Origin of the sequence: Cytobacillus praedii, from assembly GCF_001439605.1 — a bacterium.
Taxonomy (GTDB): domain Bacteria; phylum Bacillota; class Bacilli; order Bacillales; family Cytobacillaceae; genus Cytobacillus; species Cytobacillus praedii.
Window position 1 is genome coordinate 103,128 of sequence record NZ_LMBX01000012.1, and the last position, 20,935, is coordinate 124,062.

Annotated in this window: 18 protein-coding genes; 3 read left to right on the forward strand and 15 right to left on the reverse strand. The window is 39.3% G+C overall.

Translation table 11 applies throughout. The annotated features are described in order from the left end of the window. Window positions 1-234: 234 nt before the first annotated feature. The 3 genes from katA (at window position 235) to ASU02_RS14175 (ending at window position 4,719) form a co-directional block, all read left to right on the forward strand. Window positions 235-1,692, forward strand: coding sequence for a catalase KatA (gene katA, locus ASU02_RS14165; protein WP_057764677.1), 1,458 nt, complete (start codon window positions 235-237; stop codon window positions 1,690-1,692). A 392-nt stretch (window positions 1,693-2,084) separates the two neighbouring features. Continuing rightward, a complete protein-coding gene (locus tag ASU02_RS14170) occupies window positions 2,085-3,641 on the forward strand; it encodes an ABC-F family ATP-binding cassette domain-containing protein (protein WP_057764679.1) in 1,557 nt (518 codons plus the stop codon). Between the two features lie 226 nt (window positions 3,642-3,867). Continuing rightward, window positions 3,868-4,719, forward strand: coding sequence for a DegV family protein (locus ASU02_RS14175; protein ID WP_057764681.1), 852 nt, complete (start codon window positions 3,868-3,870; stop codon window positions 4,717-4,719). A 220-nt stretch (window positions 4,720-4,939) separates the two neighbouring features. Here the strand turns inward: ASU02_RS14175 and ASU02_RS14180 are convergent, their stop codons facing one another. The 15 genes from ASU02_RS14180 to ASU02_RS14250 all read right to left on the reverse strand — a co-directional run bounded on the left by ASU02_RS14180 (window position 4,940) and on the right by ASU02_RS14250 (window position 20,877). After that, entirely contained in the window at window positions 4,940-6,091 is a 1,152-nt protein-coding gene (locus ASU02_RS14180) for a homogentisate 1,2-dioxygenase (protein ID WP_057764683.1), read from the reverse strand. A 9-nt stretch (window positions 6,092-6,100) separates the two neighbouring features. Continuing rightward, window positions 6,101-7,024, reverse strand: a complete 924-nt coding sequence (locus ASU02_RS14185; protein WP_057764685.1) for a fumarylacetoacetate hydrolase family protein — start codon at window positions 7,022-7,024, stop codon at window positions 6,101-6,103. A 4-nt stretch (window positions 7,025-7,028) separates the two neighbouring features. Continuing rightward, a complete protein-coding gene (locus ASU02_RS14190; RefSeq protein ID WP_057764687.1) occupies window positions 7,029-7,649 on the reverse strand; it encodes a flavin reductase family protein in 621 nt (206 codons plus the stop codon). Window positions 7,650-7,653: 4 nt separating this feature from the next. Beyond that, window positions 7,654-8,748 carry a histidinol-phosphate transaminase gene (hisC, locus tag ASU02_RS14195; protein ID WP_057764689.1) on the reverse strand — a complete coding sequence of 365 codons (1,095 nt, stop codon included), beginning with the start codon at window positions 8,746-8,748 and terminating at the stop codon, window positions 7,654-7,656. Window positions 8,749-8,980: 232 nt separating this feature from the next. After that, complete coding sequence (gene hppD, locus ASU02_RS14200; RefSeq protein ID WP_408607274.1) at window positions 8,981-10,102, reverse strand: 4-hydroxyphenylpyruvate dioxygenase; 1,122 nt, start codon at window positions 10,100-10,102, stop codon at window positions 8,981-8,983. Between the two features lie 126 nt (window positions 10,103-10,228). Continuing rightward, window positions 10,229-11,650 carry a dihydrolipoyl dehydrogenase gene (lpdA, locus tag ASU02_RS14205; RefSeq protein WP_057764693.1) on the reverse strand — a complete coding sequence of 474 codons (1,422 nt, stop codon included), beginning with the start codon at window positions 11,648-11,650 and terminating at the stop codon, window positions 10,229-10,231. After that, window positions 11,650-12,864, reverse strand: coding sequence for a dihydrolipoamide acetyltransferase family protein (locus ASU02_RS14210; protein WP_057764695.1), 1,215 nt, complete (start codon window positions 12,862-12,864; stop codon window positions 11,650-11,652). The genes lpdA and ASU02_RS14210 overlap by 1 nt, the downstream gene beginning before the upstream one ends. A gap of 12 nt (window positions 12,865-12,876) precedes the next feature. Further along, a complete protein-coding gene (locus tag ASU02_RS14215) occupies window positions 12,877-13,872 on the reverse strand; it encodes an alpha-ketoacid dehydrogenase subunit beta (RefSeq protein ID WP_057764696.1) in 996 nt (331 codons plus the stop codon). Beyond that, window positions 13,869-14,939, reverse strand: coding sequence for a pyruvate dehydrogenase (acetyl-transferring) E1 component subunit alpha (gene pdhA / locus ASU02_RS14220; RefSeq protein ID WP_057764698.1), 1,071 nt, complete (start codon window positions 14,937-14,939; stop codon window positions 13,869-13,871). The genes ASU02_RS14215 and pdhA overlap by 4 nt, the downstream gene beginning before the upstream one ends. A gap of 77 nt (window positions 14,940-15,016) precedes the next feature. After that, window positions 15,017-16,123, reverse strand: coding sequence for a Leu/Phe/Val dehydrogenase (locus tag ASU02_RS14225; protein ID WP_057764700.1), 1,107 nt, complete (start codon window positions 16,121-16,123; stop codon window positions 15,017-15,019). Window positions 16,124-16,192: 69 nt separating this feature from the next. Next, entirely contained in the window at window positions 16,193-16,591 is a 399-nt protein-coding gene (locus ASU02_RS14230; RefSeq protein ID WP_057764702.1) for a thioesterase family protein, read from the reverse strand. A gap of 218 nt (window positions 16,592-16,809) precedes the next feature. After that, window positions 16,810-17,604, reverse strand: a complete 795-nt coding sequence (locus ASU02_RS14235) for an ABC transporter ATP-binding protein (protein WP_057764704.1) — start codon at window positions 17,602-17,604, stop codon at window positions 16,810-16,812. Next, a complete protein-coding gene (locus tag ASU02_RS14240; protein ID WP_057764706.1) occupies window positions 17,579-18,610 on the reverse strand; it encodes an ABC transporter permease in 1,032 nt (343 codons plus the stop codon). The genes ASU02_RS14235 and ASU02_RS14240 overlap by 26 nt, the downstream gene beginning before the upstream one ends. A gap of 18 nt (window positions 18,611-18,628) precedes the next feature. After that, entirely contained in the window at window positions 18,629-19,654 is a 1,026-nt protein-coding gene (locus ASU02_RS14245; protein WP_057764709.1) for an ABC transporter substrate-binding protein, read from the reverse strand. Between the two features lie 272 nt (window positions 19,655-19,926). After that, the gene (locus ASU02_RS14250) at window positions 19,927-20,877 is read right to left on the reverse strand and encodes an NAD(P)H-dependent flavin oxidoreductase (RefSeq protein WP_057764711.1); all 951 of its coding nucleotides are present in this window, start codon (window positions 20,875-20,877) and stop codon (window positions 19,927-19,929) included. Window positions 20,878-20,935: the final 58 nt, after the last annotated feature.

The window sequence follows — 20,935 nt, forward strand, 5'->3', positions numbered from 1 at the left end:
CCGGATTTCTTCATATAAATGTACTGTTATGACAATTAGGACATCCCCTTCCATACAATACATATATTTTATACTTCATTGACCTTTGGCAAAGCTAATCATTTTATCAATTATTTTATTATATTCATTTTTTATTTATATTAATTATAAATAAGTATTGATTTTTTGTTGAGAAGTGTTATCATTATTTGCAAGAAGTATTAATTAACTTAATTCATATGAGGTGAAAATGAAATGACAACTAACAATAATCTAACAACAAGCTGGGGTGCACCTGTTGGTGACAACCAAAACTCAATGACTGCAGGTTCTCGAGGACCTACTTTAATCCAAGATGTCCATTTACTTGAGAAATTAGCTCACTTCAACCGCGAACGTGTGCCAGAGCGTGTAGTTCATGCAAAAGGTGCAGGTGCACATGGATATTTCGAAGTAACAAACGATCTTACGAAATATACAAAGGCAGACTTTTTATCTGAGGTAGGCAAACGCACGCCAATGTTTATCCGCTTCTCTACTGTTGCCGGCGAACTTGGCTCAGCAGATACTGTCCGCGATCCACGTGGATTTGCTGTAAAGTTTTATACAGAAGAAGGAAATTATGACCTTGTTGGAAACAACACACCAATTTTCTTCATTCGCGATGCAATTAAATTCCCTGATTTCATTCATACACAAAAAAGAGATCCAAAAACACATTTGAAAAACCCAACTGCTGTTTGGGATTTCTGGTCATTATCTCCTGAATCCCTTCATCAAGTAACATACTTAATGGGAGACCGTGGAATCCCAGCAACATTACGACATATGAATGGGTACGGCAGCCATACATTTAAATGGACTAACAAAGACGGCGATGGCGTTTGGGTGAAATATCACTTTATTGCTGATCAAGGTGTGAAAAACATGGATGTAAACCTCGCAGCAAAACTGGCAGGTGAAAATCCTGATTACCATACAGAGGATTTATTTAACGCGATTGAAAATGGAGATTTTCCTTCTTGGACGCTGAAAGTACAAATCATGCCGCTAGAGGATGCAAACACTTACCGCTTTGATCCATTTGATGTAACAAAGATTTGGTCACATAAAGATTATCCATTAATTGAAGTTGGAAAAATGGTTTTAAATAAAAATCCAGAAAACTATTTTGCGGAAGTGGAACAAGCAACATTCTCCCCTGGTACGCTAGTTCCTGGAATTGATGTTTCACCAGATAAAATGCTGCAAGGACGTCTTTTTGCTTACCATGATGCACATCGTTATCGTGTTGGAGCAAACCACCAAGCATTGCCAATTAACCGTCCAAGAAATGAAGTGAAGAATTACCAGCGTGATGGACAAATGCGTTTTGATAATAACGGCGGCGGTTCTGTTTACTATGAACCAAACAGCTTCGGGGGACCTGCTGAAGTACCTGAGCACAAGCAAGCTGCATTCCCAGTTACCGGAATTGCTGAAAGTGTTGCTTACGATCACAATGATCATTACACTCAGCCTGGAGATCTTTACCGCTTAATGTCTGAAGAAGAACGTACTCGCTTAGTTGACAACATTGTTGCGGCAATGAAGCCTGTTGAATTGGAGGAAATTAAGCTCCGTCAAATCCAGCACTTCTATAAGGCAGATCCTGAATACGGCACTCGTATTGCAGAAGGACTAGGATTAAAGGTTCCACAAGAGGTAAAATAGCAGATTCTTGTAAAAAGGCATCCGTTTATTTTAATGGATGCCTTTTTCGCTTAATACATGTTTTAGTTATAATAGGTTCGTAAACAATTTTCGGAATTAGTTGATGCTTAAATTCTTATTACAGCTAAATATTCCTGTATTTTCGAATGAATAGGGTCACAAATTTTTGTTAGAACCCAACTTTTGCTGCTTTATAAATTATTGGGTTATTGAATTCTTGTTAGGATTCTCCTATTGTCATAACTAAATCTCTGCCAAGCTGCCCCGCTATTTCACCCTCCACCTCTTTTCCATTACTTTTTCCGCAGCCATACGGCTGAAACTCTAGTCGAATGAATAAAAATCTTGTATGATGTAAAAATGGATTACTTTTGAAAGTTGAGGATATAAAAATGAGCTTATTAAATGTTGAAAATTTGAGCCATACTTTTGGTGATCGTACATTATTTAAAGATGTTTCCTTCCGGCTATTAGCAGAAGATCACGTAGGGCTTGTTGGGGCAAATGGGGTTGGAAAATCAACTTTAATGAATATTATTACAGGACAGCTGATACATGATTCAGGACGTGTCGAATGGACACCAAGTGTTCATTATGGCTATCTAGATCAGCATACGGTTCTCACTCCAGGAAAAACCATGCGAGATGTGCTAAAGGATGCCTTCCTACCGCTTTTTGAACAGGAAAAGGCACTGAATGAGGTTACATCAAAGATGGCTGATGCTACTCCTGAAGAACTTGAAGAATTGCTGGATGAAATGGGGAAAATTCAGGATCGTTTGGATGCAGGTGGTTTTTATACTCTCGATATTAAGATTGAAGAAGCTGCACGCGGACTTGGTTTAGATGCAATTGGATTAGACCGCGATGTTTCCGCTTTAAGTGGTGGACAGCGTACAAAAGTATTACTCGCAAAGCTGCTCCTTGAGCAGCCGCAAGTTCTATTGCTCGATGAGCCGACAAACTACTTGGATGTCGAACATATTCGCTGGCTTTCAAACTACTTAAAAGAATATCCATATGCATTCATGCTTATTTCTCATGATACAGAATTTATGAATCAGGTCTCAAACACGATCTTCCATTTGGAATTTTCGAAGCTGACACGCTACACAGCGAGCTATGATAAGTTTCTCGAATTGGCAGAAATTAATAAAAATCAGCATCTTAATGCATATGAAAAACAGAAGGATTTTATTAAAAAACAAGAAGATTTTATCGCAAAAAATAAGGCACGGTATTCAACGACTGGCCGAGCAAAAAGCCGTCAAAAGCAGCTTGATCGCATGGAAAGAATAGATCGTCCTGAAACAGCCATGAAACCTACCTTTGAATTTAAAGAATCACGAGGCAGCAGCCGTTATGTATTCGAAGGAGAGGACTTTGAAATCGGTTATGCACACGCATTATTACCCAAAATGTCGATTACGATTGAACGTGGTGAAAAAATTGCCATTGTCGGCTGTAATGGTGTCGGGAAATCAACTCTACTAAAAACAATGCTCGGAAAAATCAACCCGATTAGCGGTAAAGTTGAAAGAGGCGACTTCCTCTTCCCTTCTTATTTTGAACAAGAAGTAAAAGCTGAAAATATCACACCAATCGATGATGTTTGGAATGAATTTCCATCCATGGATCAGCACCAAGTCCGCGCGGCTTTAGCAAAATGTGGTCTGAAAAATGAACATATCTCTCGCCCATTAAACCAATTAAGCGGTGGAGAACAAGCGAAGGTTAGACTATGTAAGCTTCTAATGAACGAAAGTAACTGGCTCCTTTTTGATGAGCCCACCAATCACCTTGATGTCGTAGCAAAAGAAGAATTGAAGCGTGCATTAAAAGCCTATAAAGGAACGGTTGTCTTAGTTTGTCACGAGCCTGATTTTTATGAGGACTGGGTAACGAAGGTATGGAATGTCGAAGAATGGTCCCAGCAGCTATCTAAATAATCATGTAAAGAAGCCCTCTGCATAGCAGGGGCTTTTATTTATATGTAGGCATTTGTGACCAATATTTGAACATTTAATAAAACTCGTGCAACCGATTACAATAGTGTATAATAAAAAAAGCCCGTAAATTGATAAAATTTTAAATTATAACTATGAGAAAATAGTAATATTTCTCTTCATGGCTAACCTTTAAGCGGGTAAATATTTATAAAGGACTAACTAATTTATGACTGTAAAAAAGATTGCCTGGATTACTGACAGTACTGCCTATATTACAGATGATTTGAAAAAGCATCCTGATGTGTATGTTATTCCATTATCCATTACATTCGGTGATGAAACCTTTGAAGATGGAATCGATTTAAGTACAGATCAATTATATAAAAGAATTGTTTCAGCAAAAGAAATTCCGAAGACTTCTCAGCCAGCTGCAGGACGATTTGCAGAGCTGTTTGAACAATTAAAGGAAAACTATGATTCTGCTGTTGCCGTTCATATTTCTAGTAAACTAAGCGGGACCATTAATAGCTGTCTTTCTGGAGCTGCGCTCGCAGATTTCCCCGTTGAAGCTGTCGACTCAAAGTCAATGTCTTATGCAATAACAACCTTAATAAATAAAGGGATGGATCTTGCTGAAAAGGGTATGTCTAGTAAAGAAATCGCAAGCTTCCTCCAAGAGGACGCAGCTAAATCAGAAAACTATTTTTTGCTAGGAAGCCTTGATCAATTTTACAAAGGCGGAAGAATGTCAGGTACCGCTTATTTATTAGGCAGCCTTTTAAATATAAAGCCAATTATCAGAATTAACAATCATGGGGAATTTGAACTTTTCGAAAAGGTTCGATCAGAGAAGAAAGCAGTCAAACGTATGCTTGAATTACTTGGTGATGCCTATAAAAAACACTCCATTTCACAAGTTCAAATATTACACGGGAATGTCCATGAAAAAGCAAAAGAGCTTGGAAATGAAATTAAAGCTCTATTCCCTAAACTTGATATTTTTATCGGTGAAATAAGCTCCACGATTGCCGCACATTCTGGTGAGGGCACGCTTGCTACATTGTGGCATAACGAATAAAGAAAGTAGAAGCGCCTTGCTTAGTGCCGTATAGACTTGACCACCAACGACTAAATAAAGGAAACACGAAGAGCAGTAGCGCATTCGTGCTTGACTTATCGTAGGATGGGGAGAGAGGTGCAATAGGAGCTAGACAGTTCTCTAATTTTAATAATGGTTATACTAATTCTTTTTAAAAAAATGCCTGGGGATACATGCTATCTCACAGGCATTTTTTTAATTAAACCCATGTATACATATACTTATCATCCTCTATTATTTTAGCCTGCTGGACGACCTTCAAGGGTTTGAACGTATCAATCATAACCGCTAGCTCCAGCGTTTCTTTCTTCCCGATACTCGCTTCCGTAGTTCCTGGATGCGGTCCATGAGGAATTCCACTTGGATGCAAGGTGATGGATTCGATATTTACCCCTTTCCTGCTCATAAAATTCCCTTCAACATAGTAAAGAAGTTCATCACTGTTCACATTGCTATGTGTATAAGGTGCTGGGATTGCCTCCGGGTGGTAATCAAACAACCTTGGCACAAATGAACAAACCACAAAATTATGCCCCTCAAATGTTTGATGGACTGGCGGCGGCTGATGAACCCTACCGGTAATTGGTTCAAAATCTTCAATATTAAATACCCATGGATATAAATACCCGTCCCAGCCTTCCACGTCGAACGGATGATGATTTAGTATATGGGAATGCAGATAACCTCTCGTTTTTGTAATGACTTCATACTCCCCTTTTTGATCAAACGTTTCAAGTATTTCGGGACCGCGAATATCTCGTTCGCAGAATGGGCTGTGTTCGAGTAATTGCCCATACTCATTCCGATACCTTCTCGGCGTTGTTATTTGACTGAAAGATTCAATAAATAAAACCTTTGTCTTTTCGCTATTTTCTGGAATGAACCGATAGATGGTTCCAATAGGGATAATTACATAATCTCCAGGCCGATAAGTGATTGTTCCAAACATGGTTTCTATTTTCCCATTACCATAATGAATATAGATCATTTCATCGCCGTCACCATTTCGATAATAACTTTTCATCGGCTCAGTTATATTTCCTGTCGCTATCAGTAAATCTTCATTTCCTAATAGATATTGTCTGGCATTTAGCGCATCGCCATTTTTCTTGATATGATTCGTCATCAAATGTCTGTGCTTTAGTGGACCTTGCTCTTCAAATTCCGGCAAATATTTACCTATTAGTGATGTTCTAACTACCTCTGTTGGCATATGGTGATGGTAAAGAATGGATTGTGTTCCCGAGAAGCCTTTCGTTCCCATCACCTGCTCTCTGAATAGGCTGCCATCGTCTTTTCTAAACGCCGTATGACGTTTATGCGGAATTTTTCCCATTTGGCGATAAAACATGTCCCCACCTCATTCATTAATGATTGTATTAGTCAATTTTCCTAATGAAGTAATTTCTAATTCAACTTCATCCCCTGGCACTAACCAGCGATGGACATCCGTTCCAAGCTCTAGAATACAGCCGCTCCCTACTGTCCCAGATCCAATAATTTCACCAGGATACAAAGTAACCCCTTTTGAAGCCCGCTCAATCATTTCTCCGAACGAGTAGTAAATATCCTTCATATTCCCTTCTGATAATAAGACTTCATTTACTTTCGCTCTCATAGTTAAATCATAGCCATTCTCGACTCGATATTCTTCCATTTCATCCTTCGTCACTATAAATGGTCCGATTGAGGTAGCAAAATCCTTCCCCTTCGCTGGTCCAAGACCAACCTTCATTTCCTCTCGCTGGAAATCTCTTGCACTCCAATCATTTAGGATACAATAGCCGAAAATATATTGATCTGCATGCTCTGCTTTAATATCCCTGCCCTCTTTTCCAATTACACAAGCCACTTCCAATTCATAATCAAGCCACTCACATTTTTTCGGCCGAGTGATCCTTTCGTTTGGTCCTTTAATCGCTAAGTGATTAGAAAAATAAAACACAGGGATTTCATACCATTCAGGAATCATTTCCAGTCCACGGTTTTCTCTTGCTGTTTTTACGTGTTCTTCAAAAGCATAAAAGTCCCGAAAACTTTTTGGATTTGGCAGCGGGGCTTTTAATTCAACCTCTTTTAATAAATATAATCCTTTGTTTTTAACCGAGAACTTCAGTTCACTAGAGAGATACTTCATGAAAAAGGAATGATTTTCAAGAAAAGAAAGCATGTCTTTCGGTAATACACCGTTTGAAGCTTCATGCATATCAACGACAAAGTGATCGTTTTCAATCCATCCAGCTCTTATCGATCCATCCTTTTTTTGAAAGGTTACAAATTTCATAGTCTCACCTCGGGTTTGTTTTTCGGACTAATTCAAAAACATCACCCAATGGCTTTGTATACATTTGTCCAGCCATACGTCCGACAGGTTTTAGTTTATCTGTATTAATTCTGCCATTTTCATATAGCTCTTCTGCAACATGAACATGTTCTACCTTCCCAATGACGAGACTCCCTGCACCTGGGTGCTCGCCAAAATGATGGATTTGAAAAAGTGAACATTCCAGATGAACTTTTGATTCTTTTACCCTAGGAGGTTTAACAAACTGACTGCTTTCCTTCTGCAAACCAGAGGTTTCTAGTTCATCAATTTCAGCTGGAAACTCTGACGCACAAATATTCATCTTTTCAACCCAATCTTCGCTAACAATGTTAATTACAAATTCCCCTGTTGCTTCAATATTGGCAAGCGTATCCTTTTTCTTTCCATCCGTTCCCCTTCTCATTGGCGAAAAACAAATGAGCAGCGGATCCGCACAAATAGCAGTAAAAAAACTAAAAGGTGCCGCATTCACGATGCCCATCTCATCCAGTGTCGTCACAAACGCAATCGGCCGGGGTAAAATGGACCCCACCAGTAATTTATAGGCATCTTTCCATTCCAGGTTACCCGGGTTGATTTCCAATGAATTACACCGCCTTCTCTCTAACTATTTCTTTAAGGGTTTCTAGGAAAAACTCATTATCTTCTCGTGTGCCAAGTGTAATCCGAAAGGCATCAGCAAATCCTGTTAGCTTCATTTGCCGGACAACGATTCCATTAGATATTAACTTGGCGGTGACAGACTGGTCTGTATACACGTAAACAAAATTCGTTTCAGATGGAAAATAACCAAGCCCTATCGCATCCAATTGTTCACAAACAAATAATCTCTCCAATGCATTTTTCATCGCACAGCCTTTAATGAATTCCTGATCATCAAGAGCACTTTCTGCAGCTGCTTGAGCCAGCTGATTTACATTAAAAACCTCCTTCACCTTATGCAGCTCCTTCACTATTGCTGGGTGCATGATCCCATAACCGATACGAAGGCTTGCTAACCCATAAATTTTTGAAAAAGTTCGCAGGACAACTAGGTTTGGGTGACTACTCAGTAGTGGAACGGATTCAAGATAATCATTTGAGCTTACATATTCGTAATAAGCTTCATCTAATATAATCAAAATTTGCTGCGGAATCGTTTCGATAAATGTTAATAGCTCTTCTTTTCTCACAATTGTTCCTGTCGGATTATTTGGATTACAGATAAAAATCATCTTTGTTTTCTCAGTAATCCTTACATACATATTGGATAAATCATGCGTGCCATTTACCATCGGGACAGTGACAGCAACTCCACCTTCAATAACAACGTTCGTCTCATAACGAGGAAATGTCATTGCAGCCATGATTGCTTCATCACCGGGATTTATATATGCTCTTGCTAGCAGGCGAATAATCTCTTCTGATCCGTTCCCGATTAGAAAACTTTCTTCCCCAAGCTTGTAAAAGGCCGATAATTTATTAATTATCCCTGACGCCGTTCCATCAGGATATAAGGATAGCTGGTGCAAATTTTGCGAAATGGCCTCCTTCACCTGAATTGAGCAGCCGTATACATTTTCATTGTCAGACATTTTTTTTACTGTTCGAAGTTGATATTTTTCTTTTATTTCTTCAGCCGAATCTCCTAAAGGATAGGAGACAATCCCTTCTACAGCACGTCTTGTTTGAATGTTTGCCATGTAAAACACCTCAATTTTTTAGACAGCATGCGTTTTATTTGTAAGGCATGATTTATTTTTACTGAACTTCACTTTATTTGGTAATCCTCATTTATTTTTGCTGAACTCGAATTTCATTGTAAACCTGATTTTTTGCGATCTTTCCTTTTATTTTGCAAAGCCTCATTTTTACTTTTTGGAACTTCTTTTTTATTTGCAAAACTCCCTTTTTAATAAAGGGAGTCTTCTATATTTATAAATTTCCTCTTCTTTCTTGTTCCCGCTCGATAGACTCAAACAATGCTTTAAAATTCCCTTCGCCAAAGCCTCTTGCTCCTTTACGCTGAATGATTTCAATAAATAATGTTGGGCGGTCAACAATTGGCTTTGTGAAGATTTGCAGCAAATAGCCTTCATCATCACGGTCTACTAAAATGCTTAATTCTTTAATTTTGTCTATTTCCTCATCTATTTTTCCTACACGCTCTGCTAAAGCATCATAATACGTAGACGGAGTGCTTAAAAACTCAACCCCGTTTTTTCGAAGGATGCTAACTGTTTTTACTATATCTTCAGTAAGAATCGCTAGATGCTGGACTCCAGGTCCATTATAATATTCTAAGTATTCCTCGATTTGAGATTTCCGCTTTCCTTCAGCTGGCTCATTTATCGGGAACTTAATTCTGCCTCCATTATGCATAACCTTTGACATTAGTGCAGAGTATTCAGTCGTAATATCTTTGTCTGTGAAGTGTTTCATTTCTTTAAATCCCATTACATTCGCATAATAATTGACCCATTCTTCCATTCTCTCTACATTTCCGACAACATGGTCAATGCCGATAAATCCCGCATCTTCGAATGGAACATTCATTTCTAATGGTTCATAGCCAGGCATGAAAACACCTTGATAGTCATTTCTCTCAACTAATGTATGAATCGTGTCACCATATGTACCGATGACCGCCTTTTTTACCGTTCCATTCCCATCCTTTAATTCAAATGGCGGCAAGATTTCAATGGCTCCTCTTGAAACTGCTTCTTGATAAGCCTTTTCTACATTATCAACTGTTAGGGCAATATCCTTTACCCCATCCCCATGCTTCTTCACAAACTCAGCTACTCTACTGCTATCATTTAACGAACCCGTGATGACTAAACGAATTTTCCTTTGCTGAAGGACATAAGAAACTGTCTCTCTATTCCCTGTTTCAAGGCCTGAGTAAGCGACTGGCTTAAATCCAAAAGCTGAGCAATAAAAATGACAAGATTGTCTCGCATTCCCAGAGTATATTTCTAAATAATCCACCTCTTTTACAGGAAAAAATTCCTCTACCTTTTGATGATTAGCAACTGTTTTTTCTTGCATTTTCATTCCTCCTATTTTAAAAATTAATAATATTCTGAACTAAATTAATAATATATGAAATGTGTAAACGTTCTCAAGAGTATAAGTTAAAGCTATGATGCTTATCTGCGTTAAAGTAAAATTATCGTTATATTAAACTTTATATATTTCATTTCTAAGTGGAGGTAGAATATGAATGGCCTGTTTTTTTATCGACTCAACAGCTTCAAGCATCCCCTCATTTATACTCGGATGCGGATAAGTGGGAAACAGCCAATCTTCATCACGAGCTGCCATCTCCAAGGAAAAAACCCCGCTTGTAATCAGCTCTACAGCTCCATATCCCATCATATGCAAACCAAGAAAAAGCTGACTCTCTTTGTCTATTATTACTTTAATGAATCCATCTCTTTCTCCACTAATTGCAGCAATTCCGCTCGATGATAGCGGAAATTGACCAACATTTATCTGATATCCTTGCTCGTACGCTTCTTGTTCCGTTAGACCCACGCTCGCAATCGGGGGCAAAGTATGAGCGATTGTTGGCAAGAAGCTAAAGTCTGCCTCAGAGGAGATACCTGCTATGGCTTCTGATGCGACTTTTCCTTGCCGAATTGCTTTTACAGCTAATGCAGGACCCTCTGTCACATCTCCAACAGCAAATATAGAGGGGATTGAAGTAAGACATTGCTTATTTACTTGAATAAACCCGCTTGATGTCATTTCAATGCCAATCCGGTTAATCCCTAAGTTATCGGTGTTTGGCTTTTGTCCTGTGGAAACAAATAGGTGAGTGCAAGTGAGTACTTCATTTTCTAGATTAATTGATACACGATTCCTGTCAGCAAATGCTGCAGAAATCGCTGTATTTCTGAGTATTTTAATTCCGTTCTTTTTGAACACTCGCTTTATCTCACGATTGATTGAGTGATCAAAGGGAAAGTCATTCTTCTCAATTATTAGCGTAACGCGAGATCCAAAAACGCTAAAGGCCATTGCCATCTCTAATGCAATATAATCATATCCATAAACAATAAGTGTTTCAGGAATCGTTTCAAGTTTTGTTATTGACCATGTATCTACAATGCGTTTATGATCAATTTCTATGCCTTTAGGTATAAAGGGAATGCTACCTGTTGCGATAATTGCATGTTTAAATCGATACACTGCATATTGGTCGCCATTCTCTACTCCAATCCGGTCTTCTGCAAGAAAGAAAGCTGATCCGCTTAGTAGTTCCACTTTATTCGCTTTACATAAAGCTGCAATGCCTTCACGCAGCTGGTGAATGGTTTTTTCTTTATGTGTTTGAAGTGTATGAAGATTAAAGTGGATTGAATCACTTTCTATTCCAAATTGGCCAGCTTTTCTAATAGATGCTAACCTATTAGCACCCTCTGTAAAAACCTTAGTAGGAATACAGCCTCTATTCAAACATACTCCGCCAAGTTCCGCTCTTTCAATAAGTGTTACTGATTGACCAAGCTGAGCCGCCCGAATGGCAGCCTGATAGCCGCCTGGACCCCCGCCAATTATGATGAGTTCACGTTCATGAGCTAGTTCGCCAACAACCATTACACCATCTCCAGCAATAGCATTTTAGGATCTTGTATCAGTGCAGCAAAGCGGTTTGTGAACCGAACTGCAGTCGCACCATCAGCCACTCTGTGATCAAAAGACATAGAAAGATTCATGATCGAGCGTATGATAATTTGATCATCTTCTGTAACAACGGGCATTTTTTTTGTTTTATGGAAGGAAACTAATGCAACCTCTGGATGCTGGATTATAGGTGTAGCGCCAAAGCTCCCTCCTAGTGGACCGACATTGCTGATTGTAAAAGTCCCGTCTGAAATATCCTTCAAAGCTAGTTTATTTTCCAAAGTCTTTTCAGTAAGCTGTTTCATTTCTGAATGAATGGCACGGATTGATTTTTTTTCTACATTTTTCACTACAGGGACCATTAAACCTTCTTCCATATCAACCGCTATGCCAATATGATGCTCATCCAGAAGCTGAATCTCTTCATTTTCCTCATCAAGGACAGCATTAAATATTGGGTATTCCTTTAAGCAAATGGATAATGCTTTTAAGAAAAAAGCTGTCATAGAAATGTTTTGATTATGTTTCTTTAGCTCGCTGCAAAATTGAAGAATACTGGTCACATCTACTTCTTCAAAATGGGTGCAATGTGGGATTGTATACATGGATCTGACCATTTTTTTGGCGATTTGCTTTCGTCTGCCCCTAAATGGGATCGTGTTTTTCTCATAGGAGGTTTTAGTTGGGGTCACAGCTGAGTTTATTTCGGGAGCAATTGCCGTATCCTGAAGAACAGAAATAAGCTTAAAGATGTCTTCATCGGTAATTCGCCCACTAGGACCTGTTCCTTCCACCTCTTCAATATTGATGCCCTTTTCACGCGCAATTTTTCTTGTATAAGGGGAAGCTAAAATTCGTTTGGATGGAGTGTTTTTATCATTTATATCATGTGGAACTTTTTCAATTATGGCGGTTTTACTAGATTTTTTTTGACTAATCCTATCCACTGCTCCATCAATATTATTCAATAGTACGAGTGTTGTTCCAACAGGTACTGTTTGCCCTGGCTTCACTTTAAATTCTTGTATAATCCCCCCCATCGGGGAAGGGATTTCTGCAGTCATTTTATCTGTTTGCACTTCTAGCAGCGGATCATCTGCTTGAACGAAATCTCCTGGTTTTACTAGAAAACAAGTAATCTCTGCCTCAGTTATCCCTTCACCAATGTCATGAAGTTTTACTTCCATTGCTTCCCTCCTCTAAAACATCATCACTTTTCTTATGGCATGTTTAATTCTTTTTTCATTCGGCAAATAGTGATCCTCAAAACCAAAATAAGGAACTGGGGCATCAAATCCAGTTACCCGCTCGGCTGGTGCTTTTTGGTATAAAAATGATGTATCATTAATGATGGCTAACACATCATTCCCAATTCCGCCTGTTGCATGGGCTTCATGAACAATCACGGTCCTGCCCGTTTTTTGGACAGATTCCGCAATGATATCTCTATCAATTGGGAAAAGTGTGCGCAAGTCAATGACCTCACATTGAACTCCCTCTGCCTTCATGTCTTCTGCTGCCTTTAATGCGATTGGCATCATGGCTCCCCATGATATAACCGTGACGTCTTCACCTTCTAGCCGTTTTTTCCCTTTGCCAATTTCAATTGTATATTTTCCCTCAGGCACTTCCTCTCTAGCAGATCGATAAGTGCGCATCGGTTCTAAAAATAAAACCGGATCAGGGTCTTCGATCGCCGCTATGAGCAATCCTTTTGCATCGTATGGGCTTGAGGGGCAAACCACTTTGATGCCAGGCATATGCGTGAAAATGGCTTCGGTGCTGTCACAGTGAATCTCCGGTGCCCTCACCCCTGCACCATATGGAGCACGAATCACCATCGGAACGGTATAATGCCCCATCGTGCGCATCCTTAATCGTGTGGCATGTGTCATGATTTGTTCATATGCAGGGTAAATAAAACCCAAAAATTGTATTTCAATTACTGGCAGGAAACCATTAACTGCCATGCCAATACCCGCACCGACAAAGCCTGCCTCACTTAAAGGTGTATCCATCACCCGCTCTTCTCCGTATTTTTCCTGAAGCCCATCTGTTGCCCGAAAAACGCCGCCATTTTTACCAATGTCCTCGCCCATCAATACGACTTCTTTCCGTTCGGCAAGCATTGTACCTAGTCCATCGGTAATAGCTTGTATCAGCGTCATCGTTTTTGTTCTAACTGCTGTACTCAAGTAGTGACACCACCTATCAATCTAAGATACTCCTCTTTTTGCTCACGTATTTGCCAAGTCGGTTCAGCAAAAACATGATCAAATATATCTGCTGGATCAGCAGGAGGAAAGGCTTCCATTTCAACAATGGCTTCTTCTATTTCCGCTGTTGCATCTGTTTCGATATTACGTACCCAATCCTCATCATAAAGCCCTTCATTTTTTAGCCATCTTTCTAGGCGTAAGATCGGATCTGTTTCCATTCTGCGTTTCTTGCTTGCTTCTTGATCTCGGTATTTCGCTGGATCATCAGCTGTCGTATGCGCCCCATATCGCCATGTAACTGCTTCAATTAAAGTCGGTCCCTCACCGCTTCTTGCACGATCCAAAGCTTTTAATGTTTCAAAATAAACGGCAAATACATCATTTCCATCGATCCTAATTCCGGGAATATCATAAGCTATTGCTTTTTGAGCAATCGTCTTTGAGTTCATCTGCTTCTCAATCGGAACTGAAATTGCATATTGATTATTTTGATTAAAAAAGACAACAGGTGCTTTACATACGCTTGCAAAATTGAGGCCTTCATGAAAATCTCCCTCAGATGTTGCCCCATCCCCAAAGTAGGCAATTGCAGCATTTTTTGTACCTTTCATCTTTTCCGCTAATGCAGCCCCAGCCGCATGAGGAATTTGCGTTGCAATTGGAATACCTGGCGGAAATATTTTTTTTCCATCTGGAGGGATGCAGCCCTCATTTCTGCCGTTCCAAAAAAGAAGTATATTTCGCAGCGAATGCCCAAATACAAATGCAGCTCCATGTTCTCGATACGTTGGAAACATCCAATCAGATGAATGCAATGCAAGCGCACTTCCTACTTGAGAGGCTTCCTGGCCTTCGTAAGGTGCATATGTGCCAATTCTACCCTGACGCTGTAAACTAATTGCCTTTCGGTCAAACATCCTGATTCTTACAAGTTGTCTGTAAAATTTTTTGGCGAGATCTGCAGTGATTTTTTCTTTATATTCAGGTGAAACAATTATTCCGTTTAGATCCATAATTTGCTGGATCGGAAACTGATTATCCATTTTCTCACCCTTCTCTTTTATCATTTCTACGATTACCAGTTTACTATTGTTATAATGTTGTTTATTATTAGCAAAAATTACGTTCTTACTGCCCATTTCGGTCGCTTCATATGAGAAAAGAAGCTATTTCTGCGTGATCGTGCCTCTATCCGATTTTCGCAAAATTGATTGGCTGCTTCGATTGTAGTTAACCCCTTGCTTTCCGCATCCTCATAAATATTTAGCAATGAATTATAAATAGCTTTTGTTTTCTGTAAAACCCTTTCCTTGTTTGGTGTATATAGCTCATCGGCTACTTGAATTAGACCTCCAGCATTTACAATATAATCAGGTGCGTATAAAATGCCCTTTTCCTTCAGGGATTGCCCATGGTTTACCTCCAAAAGCTGGTTGTTTGCTGAGCCAACTACTGCTTTCACCCTCAATTGCTCAATCGTTTCACTATTTATTATCCCGCCCATAGCACAAGGGATAAATATATCTGCATTCGCTTGGTAAATTTCTTCTTTGTTTACTACTTTTACACCAGTACCTATTGTTTTCGCTTTTGTCAGCAGCTTATCAATTGCCTGCTGATTAATGTCTGTCACATAAAGGTCTGCCCCTTCTTCTATCAGCCTCTCTGCTACTTTTAACCCAACCTTGCCGAGCCCTTGGATAGAATAGCTTTTCCCAGCTAAATCATCCGAACCTGTAAGCGCTCTGTTCGTTGCCTGAAGCCCATAAATAACACCCTGAGCTGTTGGAATCGATGAATCTCCGCTTCCCCCATACACTTCATCTACACCAACAATGCAGTTTGTTTCCCTTAATGCATGCACAAAATCCTCTGGAGATGTACCCATATCAGTACCTGTGTAAAAACGTCCATTCAATGATTCCACAAATTGCCCAAAGGCTCGGAATAATTCAGGTGTTTTGTCCTTCCTTGGATCGCCAATGATTACTGCCTTTCCTCCGCCAAAATCAACATCTGCTGCTGCACATTTATAGGTCATTCCTTTTGATAAACGAAGAACATCCTCTAGTGCTTCCTCCTCGCTTGCATAGGGAAGCATTCTGCAGCCTCCTAGAGCTGGACCAAGCCTTGTACTATGAATTGCGATAATTGCTTTCAAACCAGTTGATTCATCATTGCAAAAAACAACTTGTTCATGCCCGCTTATTTTTGAAAACATATTCATATGAATTGAGCCTCCCAAATTTTTGATAACGCTTACACATTTAAAAACGATAAAGACGCTGCCAGATAATCAGCTACCTTCTAATTTAGCAAGTAAACTGTCAATCTTCCTTTTTGGAAGAATGAATTGCTTCACTTCTCCTGTGCCAATAAGTCTTTCTTCATGTTTAACTGAAACTTCTGTCATCACTATATTTTCTTCCAGACCAGAAACAGCTGCAGTAATGGTTAAACGTGAACCTTCAGGAGATGGGGCAAGATGCTTCACAGAAACTGCCCCACCCATCCCCTCTTCGTGTTCCTCTAGGATGGGAAGAATGATTTTTCTTGATGCCCACTCCATGTAATAGACCAATGATACAGTTGAAAAGACTCGATGAACAATTTCCCCTTCAAACTGAGCAAACATATCTGGTGTAACAATTACCTCCACTGTTGCTGTATCTCCAATCTTCAGTCGTTGTTTCATGTTCATTCCCCCTAGCCAATATCAACCTGCATTATTTTAACAGCCAATAAAGGAGTATCACTATATATGTATGACGTATTATTAACGATATAATATCATTTCGTTCAATAAATAGTCAATAAATTGTAAAAACTTTAAAAATTCATTCTATTACATGATTAAATTCCAAAATAAAAAGGATTAACTAGCTAAAAGTGCCTAATTAATCCTTTTGAATTTTAGGATAAGAGCGCGCGATCACTTGCCATTTTAACGCCTCTAATTCTCTGAAACTCGTATAATAGCTGTTCAATCGTCAAATGTCCTTTTTGATTTTCATCTACTTCAAGGATGATTTGTCCCTTATCCATCATAATTAATCGATTGCCGAGATCTAATGCCTGCTGCATATTATGTGTAACCATCAAAGTTGTTAAATTAAATTTTTCAACTATTTCTTTTGTTAAATTCGTGATTAGCTCTGCACGTGCCGGATCAAGTGCAGCTGTATGCTCATCTAATAAAAGAATGGAAGGCTCAGTAAAGGTTGCCATAAGCAATGAAAGTGCCTGTCTCTCTCCCCCTGATAATAAACCAACCTTTGCAGACAATCGATTTTCCAAACCTAAATGAAGGGTTGAGAGTACCTCCTGAAAATACTCTTTCCGCTTCTTCGTAACTCCTTTTCTTAAACTGCGCGACTTATTTCTTGAATAAGCCATCGCTAGATTCTCTTCAATAGTCATGCTAGGAGCTGTGCCAGCCATCGGGTCTTGGAACACACGGCCAATCAGTTTAGCTCTTTTGTATTCAGATATTGGGGTTACATTCTGACTATCGATCGAAACGGTTCCAACATCAGGAGTCATAACGCCAGAAATCATATTCATTAACGTCGACTTCCCCGCACCATTACTCCCAATAACTGTAACAAAATCACCTGCATTTAACGTTAGATTGATCCGGTCCAAGGCAATTTTCTCATCAGGTGTCCCCTCATTAAAAACTTTATGAATCTGCTTTAATTCCAGCATCTGCCTCCCCCTTTCTATCTGAAGGGATTTGGCTTACTATCATATGTTCAGCTTTCCTTCTCGCTTTTCGTTTTTTCTCCTTTGAGGCATCGATGAATTTTGGCATAATAAGCGCCAATATAACAATTGTAGCCGTGATGAGTTTCATATCGCCAGGCTCAAGAAAGTCCACTCTTAGAGCTAATGTGACAACAATACGGTAAATGATTGCCCCTCCGATAACTGCTAATGTCGTCCTAGCAATCGTTTTTGTACCGAAAAGCGCTTCCCCAATAATGACAGAAGCCAGCCCAATGATGATCATCCCTATTCCCATTCCGACATCGGCAAATCCACCCTGCTGTGCAATGAGAGAACCGGAAAAGGCAACCATCGCATTTGAGAGACCAAGACCGAGAATAACCGTCAAATTTGTGTTAGCGGAAAGACTGCGAATCATTCTTTTATTGTCCCCTGTTGCCCTGATTGCAAGCCCAATCTCAGTTTGTAAAAACTTATCTGTTAGAAACTTAATAGCAAAAGTTACTATAATCATAAAAATTAAAATTCCCCATGTCCTTGGCAAACTGTCACCAAGACCAATAGCAGAAAATATGCCATTAAAGAAAGAATCCATTCCGATTTTATTCGAAACATCACTCATGCTCGTCATTGCCGTATCTGTATTCAATAAAGGAACATTTGATTTCCCCATTATCCTTAGATTAATAGAATACAAGGCAATCATCATAAGAATCCCTGATAGGAGCGCATTTATTTTGCCAAATGTATGAAGAACTCCAGTAATACAGCCGGCAATGAAACCAGCAGCTAATGCGACTAATGTTGCAATAAATGGATTCACCCCGCTGACAATCATTGTTGCAGAAACAGCCGCTCCAGTAACAAAACTGCCATCGACTGTTAAATCGGGAAAATCAAGCACACGAAAGGATAAATACACACCAAGTGCCATAATGGCATAGATAATTCCAGACTCAAACGCTCCAAAGACCGCAGTAGGCATTAAGAATCACACCCTTTATTATTCGCCTTCATAAAATTCCGCAATTTTTTCCCACTCCTGCTTCACTTCAAGCCCCTGTGCTTCAGCAGCTTTCTTATTTATCATCAATGTTAGACTGCTTGGCAGTTCAACAGGAATTTCTGAAGGCTTCTTATTTCCTTTTAAAATGTCAGCAGCCATTTTCCCCGTCTGAAAGCCTAAATCAAAATAGTCAAATCCACTTGCAGCAATAGCTCCGCGTGCCATAGAATCAAGTTCTCCAACAAACAGCGGAATTTTCTCATTATTTGCGACAGCAATTACAGATTCAAGTGCAGATACAACTGTATTATCTGTTGGAACGTAAATAGCATCCACACGTCCAACTAGTGACTCCGCCCCTTGTTTAACCTCTGCTGACGTTGAAATCGATGCTTCTTCAACTGTAGCACCGAATTTAGCTGCCAGTTCCTTTACTTGAGCAACCTGAACCTCGGAGTTTTGCTCTCCAGCATTATAAATTATGCCAATTGTCTTAGCTCCTGCTTCCTCAACAATAAATTTAATCGTTTTCTCTGTTCCATCCGGGTGGTTATCTGTTGTTCCAGTGATATTATCCCCTGGTTTGTCTAGTGCCTCCACAAGTCCTGCACCAATTGGATCGGTAACAGACGTAAAAACAATCGGAATTTCCTTAGTTGCATTTAAAGCGCTGACCGCACTAGGAGTTGCATTGGCAAAAATGAGGTCCACCTTATCTCCAGCAAAGTTATTTGCAATTGTTTGAGTATTATTCATATCTGCTTGTGCATTTTGGAAGTCATACTCAACATTCTCTCCTTCTTTAAATCCGGCTTCTTCCATCGCTTTTTTAAATCCTTCAGTAGCTGCATCTAAAGAAGGATGCTCAACGAATTGAGTAATTCCTACTTTATATGTTTTGTTTTCTTCATTATTTGCTGCCGACTCTTTCGACGGCTCATTTGCAGCCTCTTTCCCACAGCCGCTTAATACAAGCAAACCTGCTGCTAATACTAAAGAAAATGCCTTTAAAGACTTTTTCACTCTAATTAACCCCCTTAATATTTTTTAAAATAAAACACTACCAAAAGATGATAGTGTGAACTCCTTATGTAGATGTGCTATTTGGTTTGATGCATTGAATTTTATATGATAAATACTATGAATAACGTATTTATAACGTTATATTAACACCTTCCAGACAGAAAGGTCAATAATATTCTAAAAATTTTATATTTTTAGATTACTATAATTAATTATATGATAGCAAGAAGAAAAGCATACAGAAAAGTAATCTGTATGCTTTCAATCGTTACCTATTTAAATAGTAGATATGCTTGTTCTAGCTGGTTCTTAGCATCATTGATTATTTTTTCCATTAGTTCTTGGACTGATGGAATATCAGTAATTAAGCCAGCAATTTGTCCTCCGTTCATAAAGCCTTCTTCATCCTTCCCTTCCAGTGCACCTATTCTGTGGAAATTTTCCGAGGTTAGTCTATTAAAATCATCTAGAGAAATTCCGTTTTCCTCATGTTTTAATAGTTTCTTTGAATAATCATTTTCTAAAACTCGTCGGATTCTTCCCACTGACCGCCCTACTATTACCGTACTATGATCAGAAGCATCGATTATTTTCTGTTTATACTTATCATGAAAAGGTGCTTCCTTTGTAGCTATAAATCTCGTCCCCATTTGGACGCCGCTTGCACCTAAAGCTAGCATCGATGCAACCCCTCTCCCATCTCCTATTCCTCCAGCTGCAATGACTGGAATCGTAACGGCTTCAACAATTTGTGGGATTAATACAAGTGTTGTCGTTTCAAGTGAAGAATTAATTCCTGCTGCTTCATATCCTTCAGCAGCAATTACATCCGTTCCGGCTGCTTCAGCTTTTTTTGCTTGCCTAATAGATGCACAGACAGTTATTACCTTTGCACCGTCTTCATGCAATTTCGGAATAAACGGGGCAGGATTTCCTGCAGAAAGAGATACGACAGTAATATTATATTTTTTTACTAGGGAAAGAATTTCACGAACATACGGAGAAACTGTAAGTGCTATATTGAGAGCAAAAGGCTTATCCGTTCTTCTTATTGTTTCCTTTATGATTTCTTCCACTTCAGCAGGTGTCATCGTCCCTGCACCTATTGTTCCAAGCCCCCCCGCTTCCGAAATAGCAGCTGTTAATATGGCATTGCTAATATTCCCCATTCCCCCTTGAATGATGGGATACTTAATTTTTAATAGGTTTGTTAAAGAATTCATCTCAATGCCCCCTTAGAATTTATCCTCCCTGGTCGTGCACTCTTTATCAAATTGTAAA